Source organism: uncultured Flavobacterium sp., assembly GCF_963922255.1.
Lineage (GTDB): Bacteria > Bacteroidota > Bacteroidia > Flavobacteriales > Flavobacteriaceae > Flavobacterium.
Genome location: NZ_CAWUIC010000012.1, coordinates 1 through 22,446 on the forward strand (window position 1 = coordinate 1; position 22,446 = coordinate 22,446).

Annotated in this window: 10 protein-coding genes and 1 other RNA gene; 5 read left to right on the plus strand and 6 right to left on the minus strand. The window is 31.5% G+C overall.

From position 1 onward, the window contains the following. The 3 genes from AABJ49_RS10340 to AABJ49_RS10350 all read right to left on the minus strand — a co-directional run. A partial coding sequence (locus tag AABJ49_RS10340; RefSeq protein WP_338378198.1) for an Ig-like domain-containing protein occupies positions 1–3,154 on the minus strand: 3,154 nt, incomplete at its 3' end. Between the two features lie 36 nt (positions 3,155–3,190). Beyond that, complete coding sequence (locus tag AABJ49_RS10345) at positions 3,191–6,049, minus strand: hypothetical protein (RefSeq protein WP_338378199.1); 2,859 nt, start codon at positions 6,047–6,049, stop codon at positions 3,191–3,193. A gap of 35 nt (positions 6,050–6,084) precedes the next feature. Further along, positions 6,085–14,868 carry a DUF11 domain-containing protein gene (locus AABJ49_RS10350; protein WP_338378200.1) on the minus strand — a complete coding sequence of 2,928 codons (8,784 nt, stop codon included), beginning with the start codon at positions 14,866–14,868 and terminating at the stop codon, positions 6,085–6,087. Positions 14,869–15,222: 354 nt separating this feature from the next. On the opposite strand from AABJ49_RS10350, the gene AABJ49_RS10355 reads away from it, so the two are divergent. From AABJ49_RS10355 to AABJ49_RS10365, 3 genes are read left to right on the plus strand one after another with little or no spacing between them, the layout of a single operon-like run. After that, on the plus strand, positions 15,223–15,699 hold the full coding sequence (locus tag AABJ49_RS10355; protein ID WP_338378201.1) for a phosphoglycerate mutase family protein: 477 nt from the start codon (positions 15,223–15,225) through the stop codon (positions 15,697–15,699). Beyond that, positions 15,699–17,813, plus strand: a complete 2,115-nt coding sequence (gene ppk1, locus AABJ49_RS10360) for a polyphosphate kinase 1 (RefSeq protein WP_338378202.1) — start codon at positions 15,699–15,701, stop codon at positions 17,811–17,813. The genes AABJ49_RS10355 and ppk1 overlap by 1 nt, the downstream gene beginning before the upstream one ends. 35 nt (positions 17,814–17,848) lie before the next feature. Further along, the gene (locus tag AABJ49_RS10365; RefSeq protein ID WP_338378203.1) at positions 17,849–18,739 is read left to right on the plus strand and encodes an exopolyphosphatase; all 891 of its coding nucleotides are present in this window, start codon (positions 17,849–17,851) and stop codon (positions 18,737–18,739) included. A 14-nt stretch (positions 18,740–18,753) separates the two neighbouring features. Here the strand turns inward: AABJ49_RS10365 and AABJ49_RS10370 are convergent, their stop codons facing one another. From AABJ49_RS10370 to AABJ49_RS10380, 3 genes are all read right to left on the minus strand, one after another. Continuing rightward, complete coding sequence (locus AABJ49_RS10370) at positions 18,754–19,176, minus strand: BLUF domain-containing protein (protein WP_338378204.1); 423 nt, start codon at positions 19,174–19,176, stop codon at positions 18,754–18,756. 22 nt (positions 19,177–19,198) lie between these two features. Beyond that, positions 19,199–20,956, minus strand: coding sequence for a DNA polymerase III subunit gamma/tau (locus AABJ49_RS10375; protein WP_338378205.1), 1,758 nt, complete (start codon positions 20,954–20,956; stop codon positions 19,199–19,201). A 71-nt stretch (positions 20,957–21,027) separates the two neighbouring features. Continuing rightward, positions 21,028–21,327, minus strand: a complete 300-nt coding sequence (locus AABJ49_RS10380; protein ID WP_338378206.1) for a hypothetical protein — start codon at positions 21,325–21,327, stop codon at positions 21,028–21,030. Between the two features lie 117 nt (positions 21,328–21,444). Here AABJ49_RS10380 and rnpB point away from each other — a divergent pair. Further along, positions 21,445–21,762: RNase P RNA component class A (rnpB, locus tag AABJ49_RS10385), an RNA gene on the plus strand. A gap of 15 nt (positions 21,763–21,777) precedes the next feature. Continuing rightward, a complete protein-coding gene (locus AABJ49_RS10390) occupies positions 21,778–22,446 on the plus strand; it encodes an FAD-binding oxidoreductase (RefSeq protein WP_338378207.1) in 669 nt (222 codons plus the stop codon).

Genomic DNA, 22,446 nt, shown 5'->3' on the forward strand with positions numbered 1-22,446 from the left:
TTAAAGTATCGTTATTTAATATGTTCACTACTACTGGAGAAGTGATGTCAGAACTGATAGGACCGATAGGGTCATTTACAGCATCGATAACCGCAGGCTCTACTACTATAGTAATATTAGCTACATCACAGTTATTAGGACTAGCGATTTCACAAATCATGTAAGTGATTACATAAGTTCCTGCAGGAGTTCCAGGAGCTACTGCTACATTTCCAGAAGTTATATCTAAAGATACACCAGGATCAGTTGCAGGAGTTAATACTGATATTGTTACTGCAGTTGCATCAGTAAATACTACACCGTTAAGAGTATCGTTATTTGTAAGAGCATTTACTACAGTAGGATTTCCGATAGTTGAGTTTATAGGAGTAGCAGACATATCATCGTCATTAGCTACAATCACATTTGTATCCGTAGGGTCTTCAACTACTACAATTACATTCGCTGTATCACAATTCGTTGGATTTACTGTTTCACATATTTGGTATGTGATTGTGTATACACCAGGAGGAGTTCCCGGAGCTACATCTACAGTTCCGTCTGTTGTATCTAACGTTACACCAGGGTCTTGAGCAGGAGTCACGATAGTTAAAATTACATCTGCAATATTAACTGGAGTTGTTCCATTCAAACTATCATTATCTAACACATTGACTACATTATTAGCACCCGTGACACCATCAATAGGGTTAGTAGTATCATTTACTGCATCAATAGTTGCCGGATTATTTGGATCTTCAACGATAATAGTTACATCAGCAGTATCACAATTAGTTGGATTAGCATTTTCACAAATCGTATAAGTGATTACATAGGTTCCAGCAGGAGTTCCCACAGGAACAGTTACTTCACCAGTTGTTAAATCTACAGGGAAACCACCAGGATTAGAACCCACAGTAAGAGTTATATCTGAAGGATCAACTGGATTACCGTTTAAAGTATCGTTATTTAATATGTTCACTACTACTGGAGAAGTGATGTCAGAACTAATAGGACCGATAGGGTCATTTACAGCATCGATAATTAATAAAGGAGTATCAATATCAGTACAAGTTGGACATGTTGGATCTGGATCAGAAGTGTCACTAGTTACAGTAACAATATTGGTTAAATTCCCAGTATAGTTAGAAGGTACAATTAGTGTTAATGTATAAACCACCGAAGTACCATTAGCTAAAGTTGGGATAGTATTTGATAAAGCACCAACACCACTTGAACCGTTATTACCACTCCATATTGCAGAAGTAATACCTGTAGGAAGCGGATCACTAACAACTACATTTGTAGCATCATCAGGACCATTATTTGTTACGGTAATTGTATAAGTAACATCTGTACCAGGTGTATAAGTTGCAGAATTATCTGTTTTAACTGTAACTATATCAGCACTTGTAGCAGAAACATTGATAGTAACTAAAGCAGTATCACAATTAGGAGTAGGAGTGTTGTTGTTACAAATAGTATACTCAAAACTATCAGGACCGCTATAATTTGCATTTGGAGTATATGTAACAACATCATCTGTAGGATCTAATGGAGTTCCATTAGGGTCAGTAATTGTAACGGTACCATTTGTTGGAAGTGTTGAGATTGTTAAGGTTCCATATTGTGGAACATTTGTATCTCCAATAAATAAAGTATCGTTAAAGAAAATATCAACATCCACAGAAGAATTTTCTTGAACAGAAGCACTATCATCAACTACTTCAATTACATAAATTGTAAATATTGCTGTATCACAATTCGAAGAATTTGCCACTTCACAAATTGTATATTCAATAGAATATAATTGTCCAGTTGTGTTTAAAGGAACAACTATATCCCCACCAGGAGTAATTGTTAAACCAATTAATGAAGGGTTGTTAGTTATAGAAATATTAACTAATGAAGGATTTGTAATTGCAATAGACTCTAATGTGTCTGTTCCATTTCCATTGTTTACAAAAATATTTCCAACAATTCCTTGTTGAGAGTAACTAATAATAAAATTATTATCATCTTCAGCGACAATTGTAGGTGTAAGTACAATAGTTATTGTTGCTGTATCACAAACTCCAGGATTTAATGCATCACAAATTTCATAAGTTGCAACATAAGGTATCCCATTATTTATATTAGAGTTTGGAGGAATTATAATGTCACCATTATTATTGACAGTTAAACCAGTTAAACCACCATCATTCTGTAGAGTAATTGTTACAGTTGTACTAACGGTAATAGGATTTCCATTTAAGGTATCAGGACCAACACCGTTATTTGGGAAAATATTTCCAACAGTACCACCAATTTCACTAGCCGTTATAACATCATCTTCTGCAATAATTTGACCATTAATTGTAATAAAAATAGTTGCTGAATCACAATTAGTAGGTATTGCTACTTCACAAATTTGATAAATAACCTCATAATTTCCAGGAGGTGTATTTGCAGGAATAATTACATCTCCGTTTGGATTAATTGTTATACCTATAATTCCATCATCATCAAGAACTGTGATGTTGACTAGTGTAGAGTTAGTTATTGGAGTATTGTATAATGTATCTTGACCAAAACCATTATCAACAAAAACATTTCCTACAATACCACCGTTTGGAAAGTTCACCGACATATTATCGTTAATTGCATCAATACAAACTGTTCCATTATTATTATAATTTACATTGAAAACATCAGTAATCATTCCGTTATCGATAGTGTTACTAAAGTCACCACCACCCATACCAGGTTGACTTGAATCAGGATCAATTCCATTATTAAAAAGTCTTAATCCAGGCACACAACCACCATTAACAGTAAATGAGAAAATAAGTAATTCATTACCAGTAACAAGATTTGTTAAGGCACCACCAGATTCAACTCCATGAAAGTCATTCTGAGGTTGTATAACAGGAGCGTAAATAATAGAATTATCACCCCAATTACCGGCATTATAGCTGATTAAATTTTGTAATGGAGTATCTGCAATTGAAGCAGGTAATACTACTGAAATTTGCGATGGACCCCAAGTAAAATTATTTTGAGTAAAATCAGGTCTAGCATAAACTTCATATCTGTTGTCAGTAACATTATATTTTAGAGTTAAGTCAATATTACCTTGACTAAACCCTAAAAAGTTTACTAACAGAATAAGACCAAATATAATTTTGTTTCTCATTTTTGTGTATTTATTATTTGTCATTTGGTTAAGCTTTTAATTTGGTATTTGCTCTTTAAACAAATCGTAATTATATAAATCCGAAGCGTTTAGTAAATATTTTGTAATAACGTTAAAGAATATATAATTCGAATCATTTAAAACTCCTCTATATTTGACTTTTGCATCCATATTTACATCTCCGTTTGAATAAACTGGTAATACAAAATCAAAATTGTAATTATTAAATGAATTGGCTACATGATTAATAACTGTACTGAATATTACAGATTGATCATTAAATGTACCAGAATATTTAACTTTACGATCAGAATTTGTATTTCCTGCCCACAAAGCATATTTTCCACTTATATCTTGAGTTTGTTCAAATCCTTCAAAACTTGAATTTTCATTCCATGTAGCAGTAGGGGAACTAGTTGTAAAATCAAAAGCAATGTCACTTCCTGTAAACGTTACAGGAGTATTTGACATAACTCCTATATGATTTCTGTGTTTAACACTGATATAATAACCTACCTTGTTAATTCCTGAAAAACGTAAAGGACTTACTCCATCAGCACTTTCAACAATATCACCATCTTTTTGTACTAAGGCTGCTTTAGTATGCAATACTGTTGTTATGTCTAAAGGATCTCTTAATTCAACAAAAACCCAATCAACAATTGCATCATTACCAGTAACATTTAATATTGTATTTGTCGTTTGTTCACTAACTGTAAAATCAGCTCTTGTAAATCTTGTGTTACCTGAGTTTCCTAAATCAGTATATGGCTCAGTTAAAGGAATTACATTATTTGTTCTTAAATCATCTCTCATTATTCCATTAGATGTTCCAAATAATGATCCTTGAAGCATTACTTTAATAAAAAAGTTTTTCAATTCAACCACTATAGTTACTGTTGCATCATCACAATTTGTTGGGTTTAAAACTTCACAAATTTGATAGGTTAGCGTATATGTTCCTGCAGGAGTATTTGGATCAACATCTACTGAACCATTGGGATTTAAAGTAAGAGGACTATTTGGATCTGGATTTAATTCTGTTAAAATAACATCCAAAGGGTTTACTGGATTACCGTTTAAAATATCATTATCAAAAACGTTTAAAACATTAGTTGCACCATCTGTTCCATTAATTGGATTTGAAGGAGTATCATCATTGGCAATAATATCTGAAGAATCTACAACTACTGTAATAATTGCATCATCACAATTCGTAGGGTTTAAAGCTTCACAAATTTGGTAAGTTGAAGTATATGTCCCAGCAGGTGTATTAGCAGCAACATTTACAAAACCATTATTGTCAACAGTTATGTTAGGAGTTGAAAATGGAATTAATACTGAATAATTAATATCTGTTGTGGCAAAAGAAGTACCGTTTAAAGTATCATTTGCATAAATATTGATAATTGAATTTTGTCCAGTTATTCCATTAATAGGTGTAGTTGAAGTATCGTCATCATTTGCAATAATTTCAGCCGCTCCAACTATTACAGTAACTGTTGCATCATCACAATTTGTTGGATTTAAATTTTCACATATTTGATAAGTCAAAGTATATGTGCCAGCAGGAGTATTTGGATCAACATCCACAGAACCATTAGGGTTTAATGTAAGTGGACTATTTGGATCGGGATTTAACTCAGTTAAAGTTACATCTGAAGGATTAACAGGACTTCCATTCAATGTATCATTGTCAAAAACGTTTAAAACATTTGTTGCACCGTTTGTTCCATTAACCGGATTTAAAGGAGCATCATTATTTGCCACAATATCAGAACTTTCGACAAGTATTGTAATAATTGCATCATCACAATTTGTTGGGTTTAAAGCTTCACAAATTTGATAAGTTGAAGTATAGATTCCAGCTGGAGTATTTGGACCAACATTAACATTTCCATTTGCATCTACAGTAATATTTGTAGTTGAAAATGGGGTTAAAACACTGTAAACAATAGCTGATGGAATGAAAGAAGTTCCATTTAAAGTATCATTTGTATAAATATTGACAACTGAATTTTGTCCAGTAGTTCCATTTACAGGTGTAGCAGAAGTATTATCATCATTTGCAATAATTTCAGTTGCATCAACAATAATAGTCACAATTGCAGTATCACAGTTTAAAGCATTCAAAACTTCACAAATTTGATAAGTAAGTGTATATGTTCCTGCTGGAGTATTTGGATCAACATCTACTGAACCATCAGGATTTAATGTAAGTGGACTATTTGGAATTGGATTTAATTCTGTTAATGTTACATCTGAAGGATCAACAGGACTTCCATTTAATGTATCGTTAGTAAAAACATTCACAACATTTGTTGCCCCATTTGAACCAATTACAGCACTAGGAGAATCGTCAACTGCATCGATACAGTTTGTACCATTATTGTTGTAATTTGCATGAAAAACATCGGTAATCATACCATTATCAATAGTATTACTAAAGTCTCCACCAAACATTCCAGGTTGCGAAGAGTCAGGATCAATACCATTATTGAAAAGTCTTAAACCACTAACACAACCACCAGGTAATTGAAATGAAAAAATTAATTTTTCTACACCACTTACTAAGTCAGTTAATGCACCTCCAGATTCGACACCATGGAAGTCATTTTGAGCTTGAGAAGAAGGTGAGTAGATAACAGAATTGTCACCCCAATTTCCAGCTTCATAACTTGTAATTGTTAAAGGAGTATCTGCCAAACTACTTGGTGTAACTATTGATATTTGTGAAGGTCCCCAAGTGAAGTTATTTAGTGTAAAATTAGACTTTGCATATACTTCATATCTATTTAAACTACTATTGTATTTTAAAGTTAAGTCAATTTCTTGTTGACCGTAGCTAATACAGGTAGCCAAAAATAGGAATCCAAAGATTATTCTTTTAATCATTTGTTTATTTTTTGTTTGGTGTATAAATTTATTTCTTAATTAGGTGTTTGTTCTAGGAAGATATCATAGTTATATAAATCCAGCATATTCAATATGTACTTGGTAACAATATTGAAGAATATATAAGTAGGATCATTTCCAACACCTCGATATTTTACTTTTGCATCCATATTAACATCTCCCATAAAATATCCAGGGAAAGCATTATTGAAGTTGTAATTATTTAAGTCGTTACCAGTATAATTTAAAGCAGTGCTAAAAGTTACACTCTGGTCATTATTACTTCCAGCGTATTTTACTTTTCTATCAGCATTTGTATTTCCAGCCCACATTGCATATTTACCATTTGTTTCTAATTCTTGTTCAAAACCATCATACATAGGAGTTTGATTCCAAAGCATCGCTGGAGTTGCACTCGAGAAGTCAAATATCGCGTTGGTTCCTGAGAATTGAACAGGCAATGCTGTCATGACTCCTAAATGATTCCTATGTTTAATTGAAATAAAATAACTAGCTTTTGTTAAGTTGTTAAAATATAAACTACTTGTTCCGTCAGAGCTTTCAACAACGTCACCATCTTTTTGAATTAAAGCAGATTTAGTATGTAAAACAATTGAGCTATTTTCTGGGTCTCTTAATTCTACGAATACCCAATCAACAATTGCATTATCTCCTGCAATACTTAAAACTGCATTAGTGGTTTGTTCACTTGAAACAAAATCAGGTCTGTTGAATCTAGTGTTTCCACCAGTTCCTAATGCAGAATATGGTTCTGTTAAAGGAATTACATTATTAACCCTTAAGTCATCACGCATTTTTCCATCTGTAGTTCCAAATAAAGAACCTTGAAGCAATGCTTTTATTTCAACTCTTGATACTTCAATTTTGATTGTTACAGTTGCAGTATCACAATTTGTAGTTGGATTTAAGTTACCACAAATTTGGTAAACAAAAGAATAGGTTCCTGCAGGTAAGTTTGGATTAACCGAAACAGAACCTGTTAGAGGATTAATTGTAAAGTTAGGAGTTGGATTAATTAAAGTTAATGTCACTTGAGCTGGGTTAACAAAATTTAAATTATAAACATCATTTGAGTAAACATTAAATAAGTCAGTAAATCCGGTTGTAGCATTTATTGGAGTACTCGTATAATCATCATCATTTGCAACAATTGTTGGACCAACCAATAGAATTTCAGCTAAAGCTGTATGACAATCTGTTGGTAAAGCAGCATTACACACTTGATATGTTAATGTATAAGTTCCAGCAGGTGTGTTAGGTGCAACATTTATTGTTCCATTTGGTTGTAAAGTAATATAACCATTAGGATCAGGAATTGAAGTTGTAAGGATAATGTCATTAATATTTATAGGTGAAGCACCATTAAATATATCATTGTCTAAAACATTAACAACTCCATTTTCACCATCTAAACCATTGATAGGACCAGCATAATCATTAACTAATAGAATATTGTCTCTAGGAACTACAGTTACAGAAGCAATGTTATCAAGTGTATTTGGATCCGTTTGATCACCACTTATTTCGGCAATATTTGTGTAATTTCCATTTGTATCTATTTGTGCCGTAACCGTTAAAACATGAGTTTGTCCAACTGCCATATTTCCAATATTCCAAACACCTGTATTTACATTATATGTACCCGTAGTAACTGTATGGGAAATATAGTTAAATCCACTTGGTAAGGCATCATCAACTCGAACACCTGTAGCGTTTGAGATTCCATTGTTTGAAGCAACAATCGTAAAAATAACATTATTACCTACATAAGGATTAATATTATCAACAGTTTTTGTAACTGATAAATCAGAAAGTTTTACTGGTGTTGTAGAAGCTGAAGCTTGTGTATTTGTAGTATTAGTATCATTTTCGTTAGCATCAATAATAGCTGTATTAGTATAATTACCAGTTGTATTTACAGTTGCTGTAATAGTTAATGTTTGTGAAACACCATTATTTAAATTACCAATCGTCCAATTACCAGATATATTATTATATGTACCAGTAGTAACAGTATGACTTACATAAGTATATCCACTAGGTAATAAATCTGATACATGCGTACCTGTAGCGTTACTTGGACCATGATTTGTTGCTACAATTGTAAAGATAACATCTGTTCCAACATTTGGAGTAGTATTATTCACCACTTTTGTAACACCTACATCAGCTAAAGGCCAAGGATTTGTACTTGCAGAAGAATTATTGTTTGTCAAAACAGGATCATTTTCATTAGCTGTAACTGAAGCTGTATTAACAAAGTTTCCTGATGGATTTACTGTTGCAGTAATTTCCATTGTTTGCATTGTTTGATTGGCCATTAAACCTATTGTCCAAATACCAGTTACCTCATTATATGTTCCTGTAGAAACTACGTTACTTACATAAGTATATCCTGATGGTAATAAGTCTGTAACTGTAACTCCTGAAGCATTACTAGGTCCGTTATTTGTTACTACAATTGAAAATATAACATTACCGTTTACGTCTGGAGTAGAAATATCTACTTGTTTAATTATTGCAATATCACTTGATAAAACAGGAGTAGTGGCAACAGAAGAACTATTGTTTGTCGTAACGTTATCTGTATTTGTTCCAGAAATTACTGCAGTATTTGTGTAATTTCCTGTATTTAAAACTGTTGCTGTAATTGTTAAAGTTTGAGATTGGCCATTATTTAGATTTCCAATAGCCCATGTTCCTGTAACATTATTATATGTACCTTGAGTTGAACTATAAGTAACATAGCTATATCCAGAAGGTAATAAGTCCGCTACTGAAACTCCAGTTCCAATACTTGGTCCATTATTAGTAGCTACTATGGTAAAGACAACATTTGTTCCTACTAATGGAGTAGCATTATTTACAGTTTTTACAACAGCTAAATCAGATATAGGATTTGGAATAGGAGTTGTACTACTTGTATTGTTAGTTGGATCAGAATCATATTCTGTTTGACTAACACTAGCAGTATTTGAATAGTTTCCAGTAGTATTTACTAAAGCAGTAATAGTCATTGTTTCAGTTTGACCATTATTTAAATTTCCAACATTCCATAAGCCAGTAACATTACTGTAAGAACCAACAGTTGTTGTATTTGATTGGTAAGTGTATCCAGACAATAAATTATCAGTAACCACTACATTTGTAGCATCACTTGGGCCATTATTTTTTACAACTATTGTAAATGTAATTTGTGATCCTACATTTGGAGTTGCATTGCTTGCTGTTTTAGTGATTTGAATTTCAGTAACAGGTAAAGGCATTGTTTCAACAGTGGCAGTATTATTAGTTAAATCACTATCAGTTTCATTGCCTGTTACTGTTGCAGAATCAACATAATTACCTGATGGTAAAACGGTAGCTGTTATCTCTAAAACCTCACTCATTCCTGTTGGTAAGTTACCAATTGTCCAAACACCAGTTGTTGGATTAAAAGAACCAACAGATTGATTATTTGATACAAATGTATATCCATTAGGCAAGGTGTTTGTAACCGTTACACCAGTTCCATCACTTAAACCATTATTGGTAGCGACAATTGTGAAAATCACATTACTTCCTACTATTGGAGTTGAAATATCTACATTATTAGTGATAGATAAATCTGAATTTTTAACTGGATTAGTTGAAGCAGAAGCCGAATCATTTGTAGAGACATTATCTAATTCATTTCCACTAATAGTTGCAGTATTTAGGTAATTTCCATTTCCATTTACTTTAACAGTTAAAGTTAATGTAGCTGAACTTCCATTGGTTAAATTATTAATTACCCAATTTCCATTTCCGTTGTTATACACTCCTAAAGTTGCAGTGGCATTTACAAATTCATAGCCAGAAGGTAATAAATCATTTACAATAACACCAGTAGCATTGCTTGGGCCATTATTAGTGGCAACAATTGTGAAAATTACATTGTTTCCTACAGTTGGAGTAGCATTATTTACAGATTTAGTAACTCCTAAATCAGCTAATCTAACAGGAGTTGTAGATGCACTTGAAATATTATTTGAAGGATTATTATCAGATTGGTTTCCTGAAACTGTAGCAATATTTGTATAGTTTCCTGTATTATTGACCGTTGCAACAATTGTTAATGTTCTTGTTTGTACAGTATCTAAGTTTCCAATATTCCAAATTCCACTAGTATTACTATAAGATGTTCCTCCAGGAGCATTATGTGAAACATAAGTAAATCCACTTGGTAGTAAATCTTGAACTATAACTCCTGTTGCGCTACTTGTCCCATTGTTGTTAACTACTATGGTAAAAGTTACGTTACTTCCCACTTGTGCAGAAGTATTGTTTACAGTTTTTACAACTGCTAAATCAGCAGTTTGCCCCACAATTGGAGATGAAATAGAGCTATTGTTGTTAAGATTTGCATCAAATTGATCACCAACTACATTAGCAATATTAGTGTATGGTCCATTAGCATTTACTTGAACAGTAATTGTTAGAGTTTGACTAATTCCTATATTTAAATTTCCAATAGTCCATAAACCAGATACATTATTATATGTACCAACAGTTGTAGTACTTGATAAATAAGTATATCCTGCCGGTAATATGTCATTAACTTTAACACCAGTAGCATTAATAGGTCCATTATTTGTAGCTACAATTGTAAAAGTAATAGTATTACCAACATTTGGTGTAGCTAAGTCTACAGTTTTTACAACTGCTAAATCTGCATTAGGTATTGGAGCAGGAGTAGAAGTTGAAGTATTGTTAGAAATATTTGGATCTAATTCATTACCAAAAGCTGTTGCTGTATTGGAATAATTCCCAGTTGGGTTAACTAAAGCAACAACAGTTAAAGTTTCAGAAACACCACTATTCAATGAGCTTAAAGTCCATTGTGCTTGGTTATATGTGCCTGCTGTAGCAGTATGACTAACATAAGTGTATCCACTTGGTAAAGCATCAGCAACAATTATTCCTGTAGCAGTGCTTGGCCCAGCATTAGTTAATTCAATTGTAAATATTACGTTTTGTCCCATTAAAGGAGTTTGATTGTCAACTGTTTTAGTTACAATTAGGTCACTTGTTGGCACTGGAGTAGTAGTAACCGTTGAAGTGTTGTTTGAAGGATTTGGATCAGTAAAAGCCTGTGTTACAGTGGCTGTGTTTGAATAATCACCTGAACCATTAACAATTGCAACAATATTTATTGAAGCAACATTTCCGTTAGCTAAATTGCCAATATCCCAAATTCCTGTTGAAGAATTGTACAATCCTAGTGTAGCTGTGCTTGAAACATAAGTATATCCACTTTGTAATAAATCATTAACTTCTACATCTTGAGAATTACTTGGGCCATTATTGGTAACTGTAATTGTAAATGTGACTTGACTACCAACTAATGGAGTTGTATTAGAAACTGTTTTCAAAACAGCCAAATCAGCAATAATGTTTGGATTAGTTGATGCTGAAGAAGTATTATTAGTCAAATTGATATCAATTTCATTTCCAGTAACAGTTGCCGTATTTACATAATTTCCAGTCTGAAGAGCAGTAGCTGTAATTGTCAAGGTTTTTGAACCATTGGCTGAAATATTTCCTGCATTCCAAACACCACTTGTACTGTTATAGTTTCCAGTAGTTGAAGTATATGAAACAAATGAGTATCCATTTGGTAATAAGTCTTGAACTGTAACACCAGTAGCATTACTTGGACCATTATTTGTAACTATTACAGTAAAAATCACATTAGATCCTACTAAAGGAACTTGATTATTTACTGTTTTAGTGATGCTTAAATCTGTTACTGCATTTGGAGTTGTTGTTGCACTTGATGAGTTATTTGAACTTACAGGATCCACAACACTACTTGCAGTAATTGTTGCAGTATTTAAGTAATTACCAGAAGGTTTTACAGTAACATTTGCTGTTAAAGTTGCTGATTGACCTACTGTAAGATTAAAGTTTGTCCAATTAACATTTGGATTATATTGACCAGAACTAACAGTTACATTATTAACCGTATAACCTGTAGGAAAAGCTTCTGCTACAGAAATACTGTTTGCTGTACTTGGTCCATTATTTGTCACAGTTACTGTAAAAGTAATATTATCACCAACATTTGGAGTAGTATTACTAACAGTTTTTACAACTGATAAATCTGCATTCTTAACAGGATTTGTTGTTGCTGAAGCAGTATTGTTGTTTGTGTTAGTATCAATATTGTCAGTAGTAACAGTAGCTGTATTGGTGTAGTTTCCAGAATTCAATACAACAGCCGTAATTGTTAAGGTTCTTGTTATACCATTATTAAGAGTTCCAATTGACCAAACACCAGTATTTGAATTATAAGTTCCAGCAGTTTGTGTATGAGAAGCATATGTGTAACCTGGTGGTAAAAGATCAGTAACAATTGTATTAGTTGCGTTACTAGGTCCATTGTTTGTGACATTAATTGTAAAAATAACATTCGTTCCTACTAATGGAGTAGGATTGTTAACCATCTTTGTAACAGCAACATCAGAAACAGCACTAGCATTTGGAGTTACACTTGATGTATTATTTACAGTATTAATATCCAACTCATTACCTGTGATTGTAGCTATATTAGTGTAGTTACCTATTGCATTAACCGATGCAGTAATAGTTAATGTTCCGGTTGCACTTACATTTAAATCACCAATTGTCCAAATTCCTGTTGAAGGATTGTATGAACCAACCGTAGTAGTATTTGAGACATATAAATAACCTGGAGGAAGTAAATCATTTACAAAAACTCCTGTCGCATTACTAGGTCCATAATTATTTACAGCAATTGTAAATACAACTTGCGAACCTACTTGTGGATTTGAATTATTTATGGTTTTTACTACTCCTAAATCTGTTATAGGTGTTGGTTCAACTCGAATAATATCTTCATTATTTGATAAATCAGGATCAAATTCAAAACCAGCAATTGTAGTAGGAAAATTATAATCTCCTTGTGGTAAAACTGTTGCTACTATTGTTAAAGTTTGTGTTTGTCCATTAGTAAGTGAAGGAATTGTCCATACACCAGTAGTTTGGTTATAAGTACCTCCAGTTTGTGAAGAACTTACAAAAGTATACCCATTAGGCAGTAAACCATCTACATTAATATTTGTTCCAGTATTGGCACCATTATTTCCTGCTAATATTGTGAGAGTTACTGTTGAACCAACATTAGGATTAGTGTTATTTGCATTTATATCAACATATAAATCTACACAACCTTTCTTTGCGTTTGTAAAAACATCTTGTGTATAAATTCCCCATCCCCAAGTGTTAAGTACTCTAAGATTACCAAAATCATTACATAAAATGTCATCATCTTGATTTCCATTTACTATTGGAGCAGGAATTACATTTCCTAAATTTCCATCACCACTCCAAGCATGAGCTGGTGAAACTGATCCAATTGTTGAGTTATTTAATCCAGCTCCAGTTATATTATTAGTATTATTAAAACTTGCATCACATGAAGATCCAATTGGAGTTAATAAACTGTCATCCCAATACATTTGAGCATTTGGAACAGAAATAGGAGCGATCAAAGATACTTTAATACCATTTGCATTAATTTCAGCGTCATATATAGGCAAATTAAATCTACCTTTTAACAAAATTAAAGATAACTGTATAGTTGTTGAATTATTTACATTGTTTCCTAAACCATCTAATCCATCCCATTGTGCTTCATTATATCCGGCAGGTACATTAAATAATTCAAGGATTCTATCTGCTGTACCAGCTTGATAACCAGGAACACCATTTAAATTAAAGAAAATTTTTATATCTCCAGATTCTGGAGCATCAAATCTTACAGCATAATTTGGACCACAACCACTAATAGCAGGTTCTATAAATCTAGGTAACAAAGGTACAGATGCTATTGGGTAAATCGTGGAATCAGGTTGGTTTAAAAACACCTTATACCCATTTTGAAATGAGGGTGAAACACTTGAATTTATAGATTTTCTATTTACTGCAAAATTACTCGTGTTTACAACACCATAGCTATTTACTGCAACATCATAGGCTACAGGTCTAAAATTTGATTGAAATTCAATTTTTAATATTGCTTTATCATCAGTGTAAGCATATAATTGTGGTGATGAAGAAGAGTTGATATTTACAGAAAATTGTACTTCTGCTCCATTGGTAGGTTGAACAGCTACAAAAGCCCATTTGTCAGAATGAACCCTTCCATTATAAACTGTATTGTTAGCTTTACCTACAGTAAAATCAAAATATGGGGAATGTGCCCAATTCGCTGAACTTCCGCTATTTCCATTTGGAATCATTGTAGCTCCACCATCATTACTTCTATACATTTCAATCCAAAACTCACCATTTACTGAAGGATCAAATGTTAAAGGAGTATATCCTGTTGGGTTTAACCCATTAATATTTGGACCAGCTAACGCTTGTGCGTAAGAATTAATTTTACCAGCTGCATTATTTGGATTCCATAAAGTTGGACCTACCACAACACTTCCGTCTGGTCGTCTAATTCTGTAATATACGTCAGTTAAGTTACTAATTGTTCCAGAAGTTACTCCATTTCTGTACTGTCTCCAATCAAATCCAAAATAAAAATTTTCGACTGTATGGTCTTTAATACGGAAATAAATTCGATTGTCTTCGTTACAATTTAAGAAAGAACCCGAATTACGATAAGGAATAATAACTAAGGAAGTTAAGTTATTAGATGTTGGTGAAACTGTTTTTGTACCTTCTGCCTTTGTATCAAAATTGAATACAGACGCAAAAACGCATAATAAAACAATCAACCTTTTAAGTAAAGTGTGTTTCATACCTATTCTTATAATATTTAATGTGTCTATTGTGTTAGTTTAGACTTTTTAATCTAAACTATCACCTTACAAATGTAAAATAGTTAAATGAATAATTACCTATGTGAACTGTAAATTCGATAAAAAACATTTTTCGAACGATAAAAAGCAGAAGTTATCAACATTTAACAATTTGTTAATTGGTTTGATTGTGTTATATTTTTGTTAAATATGTAAACTATATTCATATAAATTATTTTTTTGATGCTTTTTAAATGTAATTTTGTTGTTTATTTTAAAAAATTGATATTTTTTAATTAACATTTTTTTTGAAGGTTAAATTTGTTAATAATTCCTTTTCTGATATAAAAATAAATGAAACTTATACTGATTAGACATGCTAAATCCTCTTGGGAATATGATTTAATGGATCACGATAGACCTTTATCTACTAGAGGAATAAATGATGCCCAATTAGTTTTTAATCCAAATCATTTTTTTCTTGCTGAACCATATGATATTTTAGCTAGTTCTTCAAAACGAACAAGGCAAACTGCAAAAATTTTCTGTTCTTTGAATAATATTAATGTAGAAGATGTTATTTTTACAAATAACCTTTATACTTTTGATTCTATTCAGTTAGAAAAAATAATTAAAAATAATTCTAAAGGAAATCTAATTATTTTTGGACATAACAATGCAATTACAGATTTTGTTAATAAATTTGGTAATTATTATATTGAAAATGTACCTACATGTGGTGTAGTAATGCTTAAATTTGATGAATTAAATACTTTTTCTCCTAAAAAAGGAGTTATTATAAAGACAATTTTCCCTAGAGATTTAAAATAATGATAGAAGACCAAGTTCAAAATATTTATATAGATAGAGAAAAAAGCTGGTTAACATTCAATGCACGTGTCCTTCAAGAAGCGGCAGATGAAACTGTTCCGCTTTTAGATAGATTACGTTTTTTAGGAATTTTTTCTAATAATTTAGATGAATTTTTTAGAGTTCGATATGCTGCGATTCGTAGAATGAATATTGAACAAGAAAATACGGAAAAAATTTTAGGAGGAATTTCAGCTGAAAAGCTTTTAAAAGACATTACTGATATTGTTATTGAACAACAGTCAGAAAGTTTAAGAATTTTAAGTGATATTGAGGCAAAGTTAGAGAAAGAAAACATATTCATTATCAATGAAAAAGAAATCAATAAAGACCAAGAAAACTTTATCAAAGATTTCTTTATTCAAAAGGTGAGTCCAGCAGTTGTAACAATTATGTTAAATAATTTAGAAGAATTTCCTTTATTGAGAGATACTTCAGGTTATTTAGCCGTTAAATTGATTATGAAGCCTACAAAAGAAACTTTTTTTGATACTTTTTTACCAAAACAAGATGTTAAGTATGCAATTGTAGAAATGCCAAAAACAGTTAATCGATTTGTCGTTTTACCTTCTAATAATGAAAAACAATACATAATTTTGTTAGATGATGTAATAAGGTACAACTTACATAGTATTTTTAATGTTTTTGATTATGAGTCAATTTCAGCTCATATGATTAAAATTACTCGTGATGCACAGTTAGAGTTTGACAGCGATTTATCTAAAAGTTTATTGGAAAAAATTTCAGATTCTGTTAAGGAAAGAAGAGTTGGAGAACCTGTTCGTTTTGTGTACGATCAAGATATTGCTAAAGACACTTTAGAGTTTTTGTTAAAACGAATGAAAATTGATAGTTCAGACAGCGTGATTCCTGGTGGAAGGTACCACAATCGTAGAGATTATATGGATTTTCCTAACTTAGGGAGATATGATTTGCTTTACAAACAAAATTACGCTTTACCGATTCCAGGATTAGACTTAGAAGGAAGTATTCTAACTAAAATTAAACAGAAAGATTATTTGCTTAATGCACCATATCAATCATTTTCTTATTTAATCCGATTTTTAAGAGAAGCAGCTCTTGATCCAAAAGTTATTTCTATAAAAATAACACTATACCGTTTAGCTAAAAACTCTCAAATTGTCAGTTCGCTTATTAATGCAGCCAGAAATGGTAAAAAAGTAATTGTTCAAATTGAACTACAAGCTCGTTTTGATGAAGCCAGCAATATTTCATATTCCGAACAAATGCAAACTGAAGGAATTCAGTTGATTTTTGGAGTCAAAGGATTAAAAGTACACAGTAAAATTTGTGTTATTGAGCGTCAAGAAAGTGAAAAAATAAAAATGTATGGGTTTATTTCAACAGGTAATTTTAATGAAGTTACGGCTCGTTTTTATACAGATGTGACCCTTTTTACCTACAACCAAAAAATACTTAAAGATGCTAATAAAATTTTTGACTTTTTTGATGTCAATTATCGCATTCATCGTTATAAACACTTAATTGTTTCGCCTCATTACACACGATCTCGTTTCAATAAGTTGATTGATAGAGAAATAACAAATGCAAATGCCGGTAAAAAAGCAACTATTAAGTTAAAAATGAATAGCTTAACCGATACTAAAATGATTGATAAACTTTATGAAGCCAGTAGAGCAGGTGTAAAGATTAAATTAATCATAAGAGGTATTTGTTGTTTAATTCCTGGGGTCATAGGCATGAGTGAAAATATTGAAGCTATTAGTATAGTTGATAATTACTTAGAACATTCCAGAATATACATATTCAGAAATGATGGTGATCCAGAAGTATTTATTTCTTCAGCAGATTTTATGACTAGAAATTTAGATAGTAGAGTAGAAGTTACTTGTCCTATTTATGATAAAGATATAAAAGACGAATTAATGGATTGTTTTGAAATTTCTTGGCGAGCTAATGTAAAAGCCAGAATTCATAATCATTCGCTTGAAAATAAATACAGAAAAATAAATGGTGAAAAACCATTTAGAGCTCAATTAGAAATGTATAATTATTACAGAAATAAAATTAATGTCGTTTTTGAAAATATATAATTTAAACCTAAAAAAATATAAAAGCCCAAATTTAGATGATTAATCTTAAGAAATATGCTGCAATAGATATAGGCTCCAATGCAATGCGTTTGTTGGTAACTAATATTGTAGAACAAAAAGATAAACCAACACAGTTTAATAAAAGTTCATTAGTACGTGTACCTATTCGTTTAGGGCAAGATGCTTTTACAGTTGGAGAAATTTCCCAAGAAAATATTGATAGAATGTTAGATGCTATGAAAGCATTTAAATTGTTGATGAAAGTGCATAAAATTGAAAAATATAAAGCGTGTGCAACTTCAGCAATGAGAGAAGCTTATAATGGAAAAGATATTGTTGAATTAATAAAGAAAAAAGCGGATATTAAAATTGATGTTATAGATGGAAAGATGGAAGCAGCTATTATTGCGGCATCAGACTTAAAGCAATTTATCAATTCAGACAGAACATATTTATACGTTGATGTTGGTGGAGGAAGTACAGAGTTTTCACTTTTTAGTGAAGGAAAAATTGTCGCTTCAAAATCATTTAAAAACGGAACAGTACGTCTATTAAACAATATGGTAAATGATATTGTTTGGACTGAAATTGAAAAATGGATAAAGACGAATACAGCAGAATATGAAAATATTACATTAATTGGTTCTGGTGGAAACATCAACAAGTTGTTCAAGTTATCTGAAAAACATCAAGACACTCCTTTGTCTTATGTCTATTTGAACTCTCAGTATCAAAAACTTAACGCAATGACTTATGAAGAAAGAATTTCTGAAATGGGATTGAATCCAGATAGAGCTGACGTTATTATTCCGGCAACGAGAATATATTTAAATGCCATGAAATGGAGTGGTGCGAGACAAATTTATGTACCAAAAATAGGACTTTCAGATGGAATTGTGAAAGCGATGTATTTTGGAAGGATTTAATTTTTTCTAAATAATTAACAACTTTTTTCGTCCAAAATTTTCTCAACTGAAGCCCAAAAACTCAAAGTAGCACCTCTAGATTTATCTGCAAAACGAGATAGTAATTTGTAATTATTTACAAATAATATTTCGTTGTCACTTTCGGGTGAAAAGAAACCCATGTCCCATTTTTCAAAAAATCTTTTTTCCGATTCATTTTCCCATAATAAATCTATAAAATGATGTCTGTTATCATTAATAATTTTATCATAAGTAGATAAAACATTTACTTTGGAACCTTCTAATATTTGTATAAAAGAACCTTTAAAATAAATTAAACACCCTGTTACAGCTAATTTAGAATTACTTGTAGTTGCTTCACTTAATATTAAATCCAAGGAAACTTGGTCCATTTCATTTATAGACTTAGATTTATAAGTTAATTGGTAAATTTCCATAAATTTAAAGGTAATATTTTTTTTAAATATCCAAATCAAAAGTTTTTCTCAATAAGTCTATCGCAGGATTTATTTTTCTTAAACGTTCATACTTGTCATCTGGTGTAAAAGCATATTTCTTTTCTACAGTTTCATTGACTTTAACATCTATAACAATATCGTGATTGTGTAATTTTCCACGTAAATATCCTAATAATTCTACACAACCCGATAAAAATTCTTCTTTGGTGCTTTCATTAGGTAGTTCTAAGGTAATAACTGTTCCGTCTAGGATTGGTTCATTCATCAACATATAAGTAGACATCAACATTTTACCAGAATCTTGCATTCGTTGGGCAAATTTATTCCATTGCAAAAGCATGTCTGTTTCAGTAAATTTTTCAGAAGGTAATTCTCCCAAATGTTTTAAATGCTGACTTTGCTTGGCTTCTAATTCTTTTTTTGCACGCAAACCAGCTAATGATAAAGCAGAAACTTTAGGCTGATTATTTAACGTAGTTTGTTGGTTATTTATTGTTGTAGCAACAGTAGTTTCAATTTTTTCAGGTTGTTTTACCTCAATCTCTTCACTGCTTTCTGCATCCTTTTTTATATCTTCTAAAACCTGCTCACTTACAACTGTAGGCTTAGCATTTTCAACAGGCTTAACTTCAGTAATTGAGTAGCTGTTGTTTCTAAAATAAGTAGCTGGAATTATAAATGCATTAGACTTTTTTTTTTCTCCATCAAAAGTGATAGAGGCTAACTGCATCAAACATAATTCTACCAGTAAACGTTGATTTTGACTGATTTTATAATTTAAATCAGCTGTGTTGGCTAAATCAATTCCTTTTAAAAGAAAATCTTGTGAAGCTTTTTGAGCTTGAGCACTATACAAGGCTTTGGCTTGTTCACCAGAATCTAATAAAGTTAGAGTAGAAGGAGTTTGGCAAACCAATAAATCTCTAAAATGAGAAGCTAATCCAGCAATAAAATGATGACCATCAAAACCTTTGGCTAAAATATCATCAAAAGCTAAAAGTAACTCTGGAATTTTATTTTCAAGTATAAAATCTGTTACACGAATGTAGTATTCAAAATCAAGTACGTTTAAGTTTTCGTAAACAGCTTGTCTTGTTAAATTATTCCCACAATATGAAACAACTCTATCAAAAATAGATAAAGCATCTCTCATAGCACCATCAGCTTTTTGAGCTATAATGTGTAAAGCATCATCTTCAAAAGTCACACCTTGTTCGGTAGCAATTTCTTTTAAATGTTCTTTTGCATCATTAATGGTAATGCGTTTGAAGTCAAAAATTTGACAACGTGATAAAATAGTTGGTAAGATTTTGTGTTTTTCTGTAGTTGCTAAAATAAAAATGGCATGTTTTGGAGGTTCTTCTAATGTTTTCAAAAATGCATTAAAAGCAGCAGAAGAAAGCATGTGGACCTCGTCAACTATATATACTTTATATTTTCCAGTTTGTGGTGGTATTCTAACTTGGTCAATAATATTTCGAATATCATCAACACTGTTGTTAGAAGCAGCATCTAATTCAAATACATTAAACGAAAAATCTTCATTTGGATCATCATATCCTTCTTGATTAATTTTTCGAGCTAAAATTCTGGCACAAGTTGTTTTACCAACACCTCTTGGCCCTGTAAAAAGTAAAGCTTGAGCTAAATGATTATGCTCAATTGCATTCAGTAAAGTATTAGTAATAGCTTTTTGTCCCACAACATCTTTAAATGTTTGCGGACGATATTTTCGAGCCGATACTATAAATTGTTCCATAGGTTTTACTTGAATACAAATATAGTAGTAATTCCTTCAAATATCAAAATCATGAAAGATAAAATGAATGACTATTTTAAATTATCTTTTATAGTTATATCTATTAGAATTCTTGCAGCTTCACTTATCGAATTTGCTGCAAACCCTGTAACATAAACCCCTTTTTTTCCTGATTTTGAATTAATTCCATAAACCATAGATTCATCATCAGGATTTGTTGCTCCTTCATATCTAAATATTTCATCAATTACTAAATCATTTTGATTGTCAATGATTTCTTGTTCATTCAAATTATAATCATATTCATACCCTTTTTCTTTTAAAATTTTTAAGGCTTCAATTACGGTTGCATAGTGATACGTTTTTTTCATTTTGTATTTTGTTTAGCAGTTTTTATTTCCTCTAAAATAATGAATTCATAATGGTTTTCATATAAATAAATGTTAAAGTAAGTCGATGCATTTTTACTTTTAAATTCCTACATTTGCACTGCAGACCACCTTATCGTCGTTCCGATTCGTTGGAAGGGAGGAAAGTCCGGACACCAAAGAGTAGCATAGTGGGTAACACCCATCGTTCCAATTTATTGGAAAAGGACAAGTGCAACAGAAAGTATGTACAGGTAATGCTGTAGTGAAACCAGGTAAACTCTATGCGGTGAAATGTCAAGTATATCAGCATTTAAGGATTACTCGTCCGTTGTTGAAGGGTAGACAGCTTGAGTCATAAAGTAATTTATGATCTAGATAAATGATAAGGCTCCGATTCATCGGAGACAGAATCCGGCTTATAGGTCTGCTTTTTTAATTAATAAAGCTTATATGAATAAAGTAATTGTTAAAGTTTTAGAATCACAATTTATAAATTATGATGTAAAACGTTTTGTAGTTGAAAAACCTGAAGGGTATGACTTTATACCTGGCCAAGCAGTAAATATTTCTGTAAATGAACCTGAATGGAAAACTGAAAAAAGACCTTTTACTTTTACGAACCAAAAAGATGCTAAAAATTTAGAGTTTATTATTAAAATTTATAACGACCATAATGGTGTTACCAATAAGTTAGCTGGAATTAATGCTGGAGATGAATTAATTCTTCACGATGTTTTTGGAGCTATTCATTATGAAAAACCAGGAGTATTTATAGCTGCTGGAACTGGAATAACACCTTTTTTAGCCATTTTTAGAGATTTATACAAGAAAAATAAACTACGCGGAAATAAATTAATTTTTGTCAATAAAACATCTTTAGATGTAATTGCTGGCCAAGAACTGCAAAGGATGTTTAAACAAGACTTTAGACCCGTTTTTACAAGAGAAGGAGTTGTTGGTTTTCAAGGTAGAAGAATTGATAGAAACTTCTTAATTGAAAATATAGTCGACTTTAGCCAACATTTTTACGTTTGTGGACCTTCTGAGTTTGTAGAGAAAGTAGTAAAGAATTTAAAAGATTTAGGAGCTGATGCTGATAGTTTAATTTTTGAAGAATAA

Excerpts from the sequence above, each read along its gene's own strand:
- AABJ49_RS10345 (WP_338378199.1), bottom strand. The coding sequence starts at position 6,049 with ATGATTAAAAGAATAATCTTTGGATTCCTATTTTTGGCTACCTGTATT.
- AABJ49_RS10350 (WP_338378200.1), bottom strand. The coding sequence starts at position 14,868 with ATGAAACACACTTTACTTAAAAGGTTGATTGTTTTATTATGCGTTTTT.
- AABJ49_RS10355 (WP_338378201.1), top strand. The coding sequence starts at position 15,223 with ATGAAACTTATACTGATTAGACATGCTAAATCCTCTTGGGAATATGAT.
- ppk1 (WP_338378202.1), top strand. The coding sequence starts at position 15,699 with ATGATAGAAGACCAAGTTCAAAATATTTATATAGATAGAGAAAAAAGC.
- AABJ49_RS10365 (WP_338378203.1), top strand. The coding sequence starts at position 17,849 with ATGATTAATCTTAAGAAATATGCTGCAATAGATATAGGCTCCAATGCA.
- AABJ49_RS10370 (WP_338378204.1), bottom strand. The coding sequence starts at position 19,176 with ATGGAAATTTACCAATTAACTTATAAATCTAAGTCTATAAATGAAATG.
- AABJ49_RS10375 (WP_338378205.1), bottom strand. The coding sequence starts at position 20,956 with ATGGAACAATTTATAGTATCGGCTCGAAAATATCGTCCGCAAACATTT.
- AABJ49_RS10380 (WP_338378206.1), bottom strand. The coding sequence starts at position 21,327 with ATGAAAAAAACGTATCACTATGCAACCGTAATTGAAGCCTTAAAAATT.
- AABJ49_RS10390 (WP_338378207.1), top strand. The coding sequence starts at position 21,778 with ATGAATAAAGTAATTGTTAAAGTTTTAGAATCACAATTTATAAATTAT.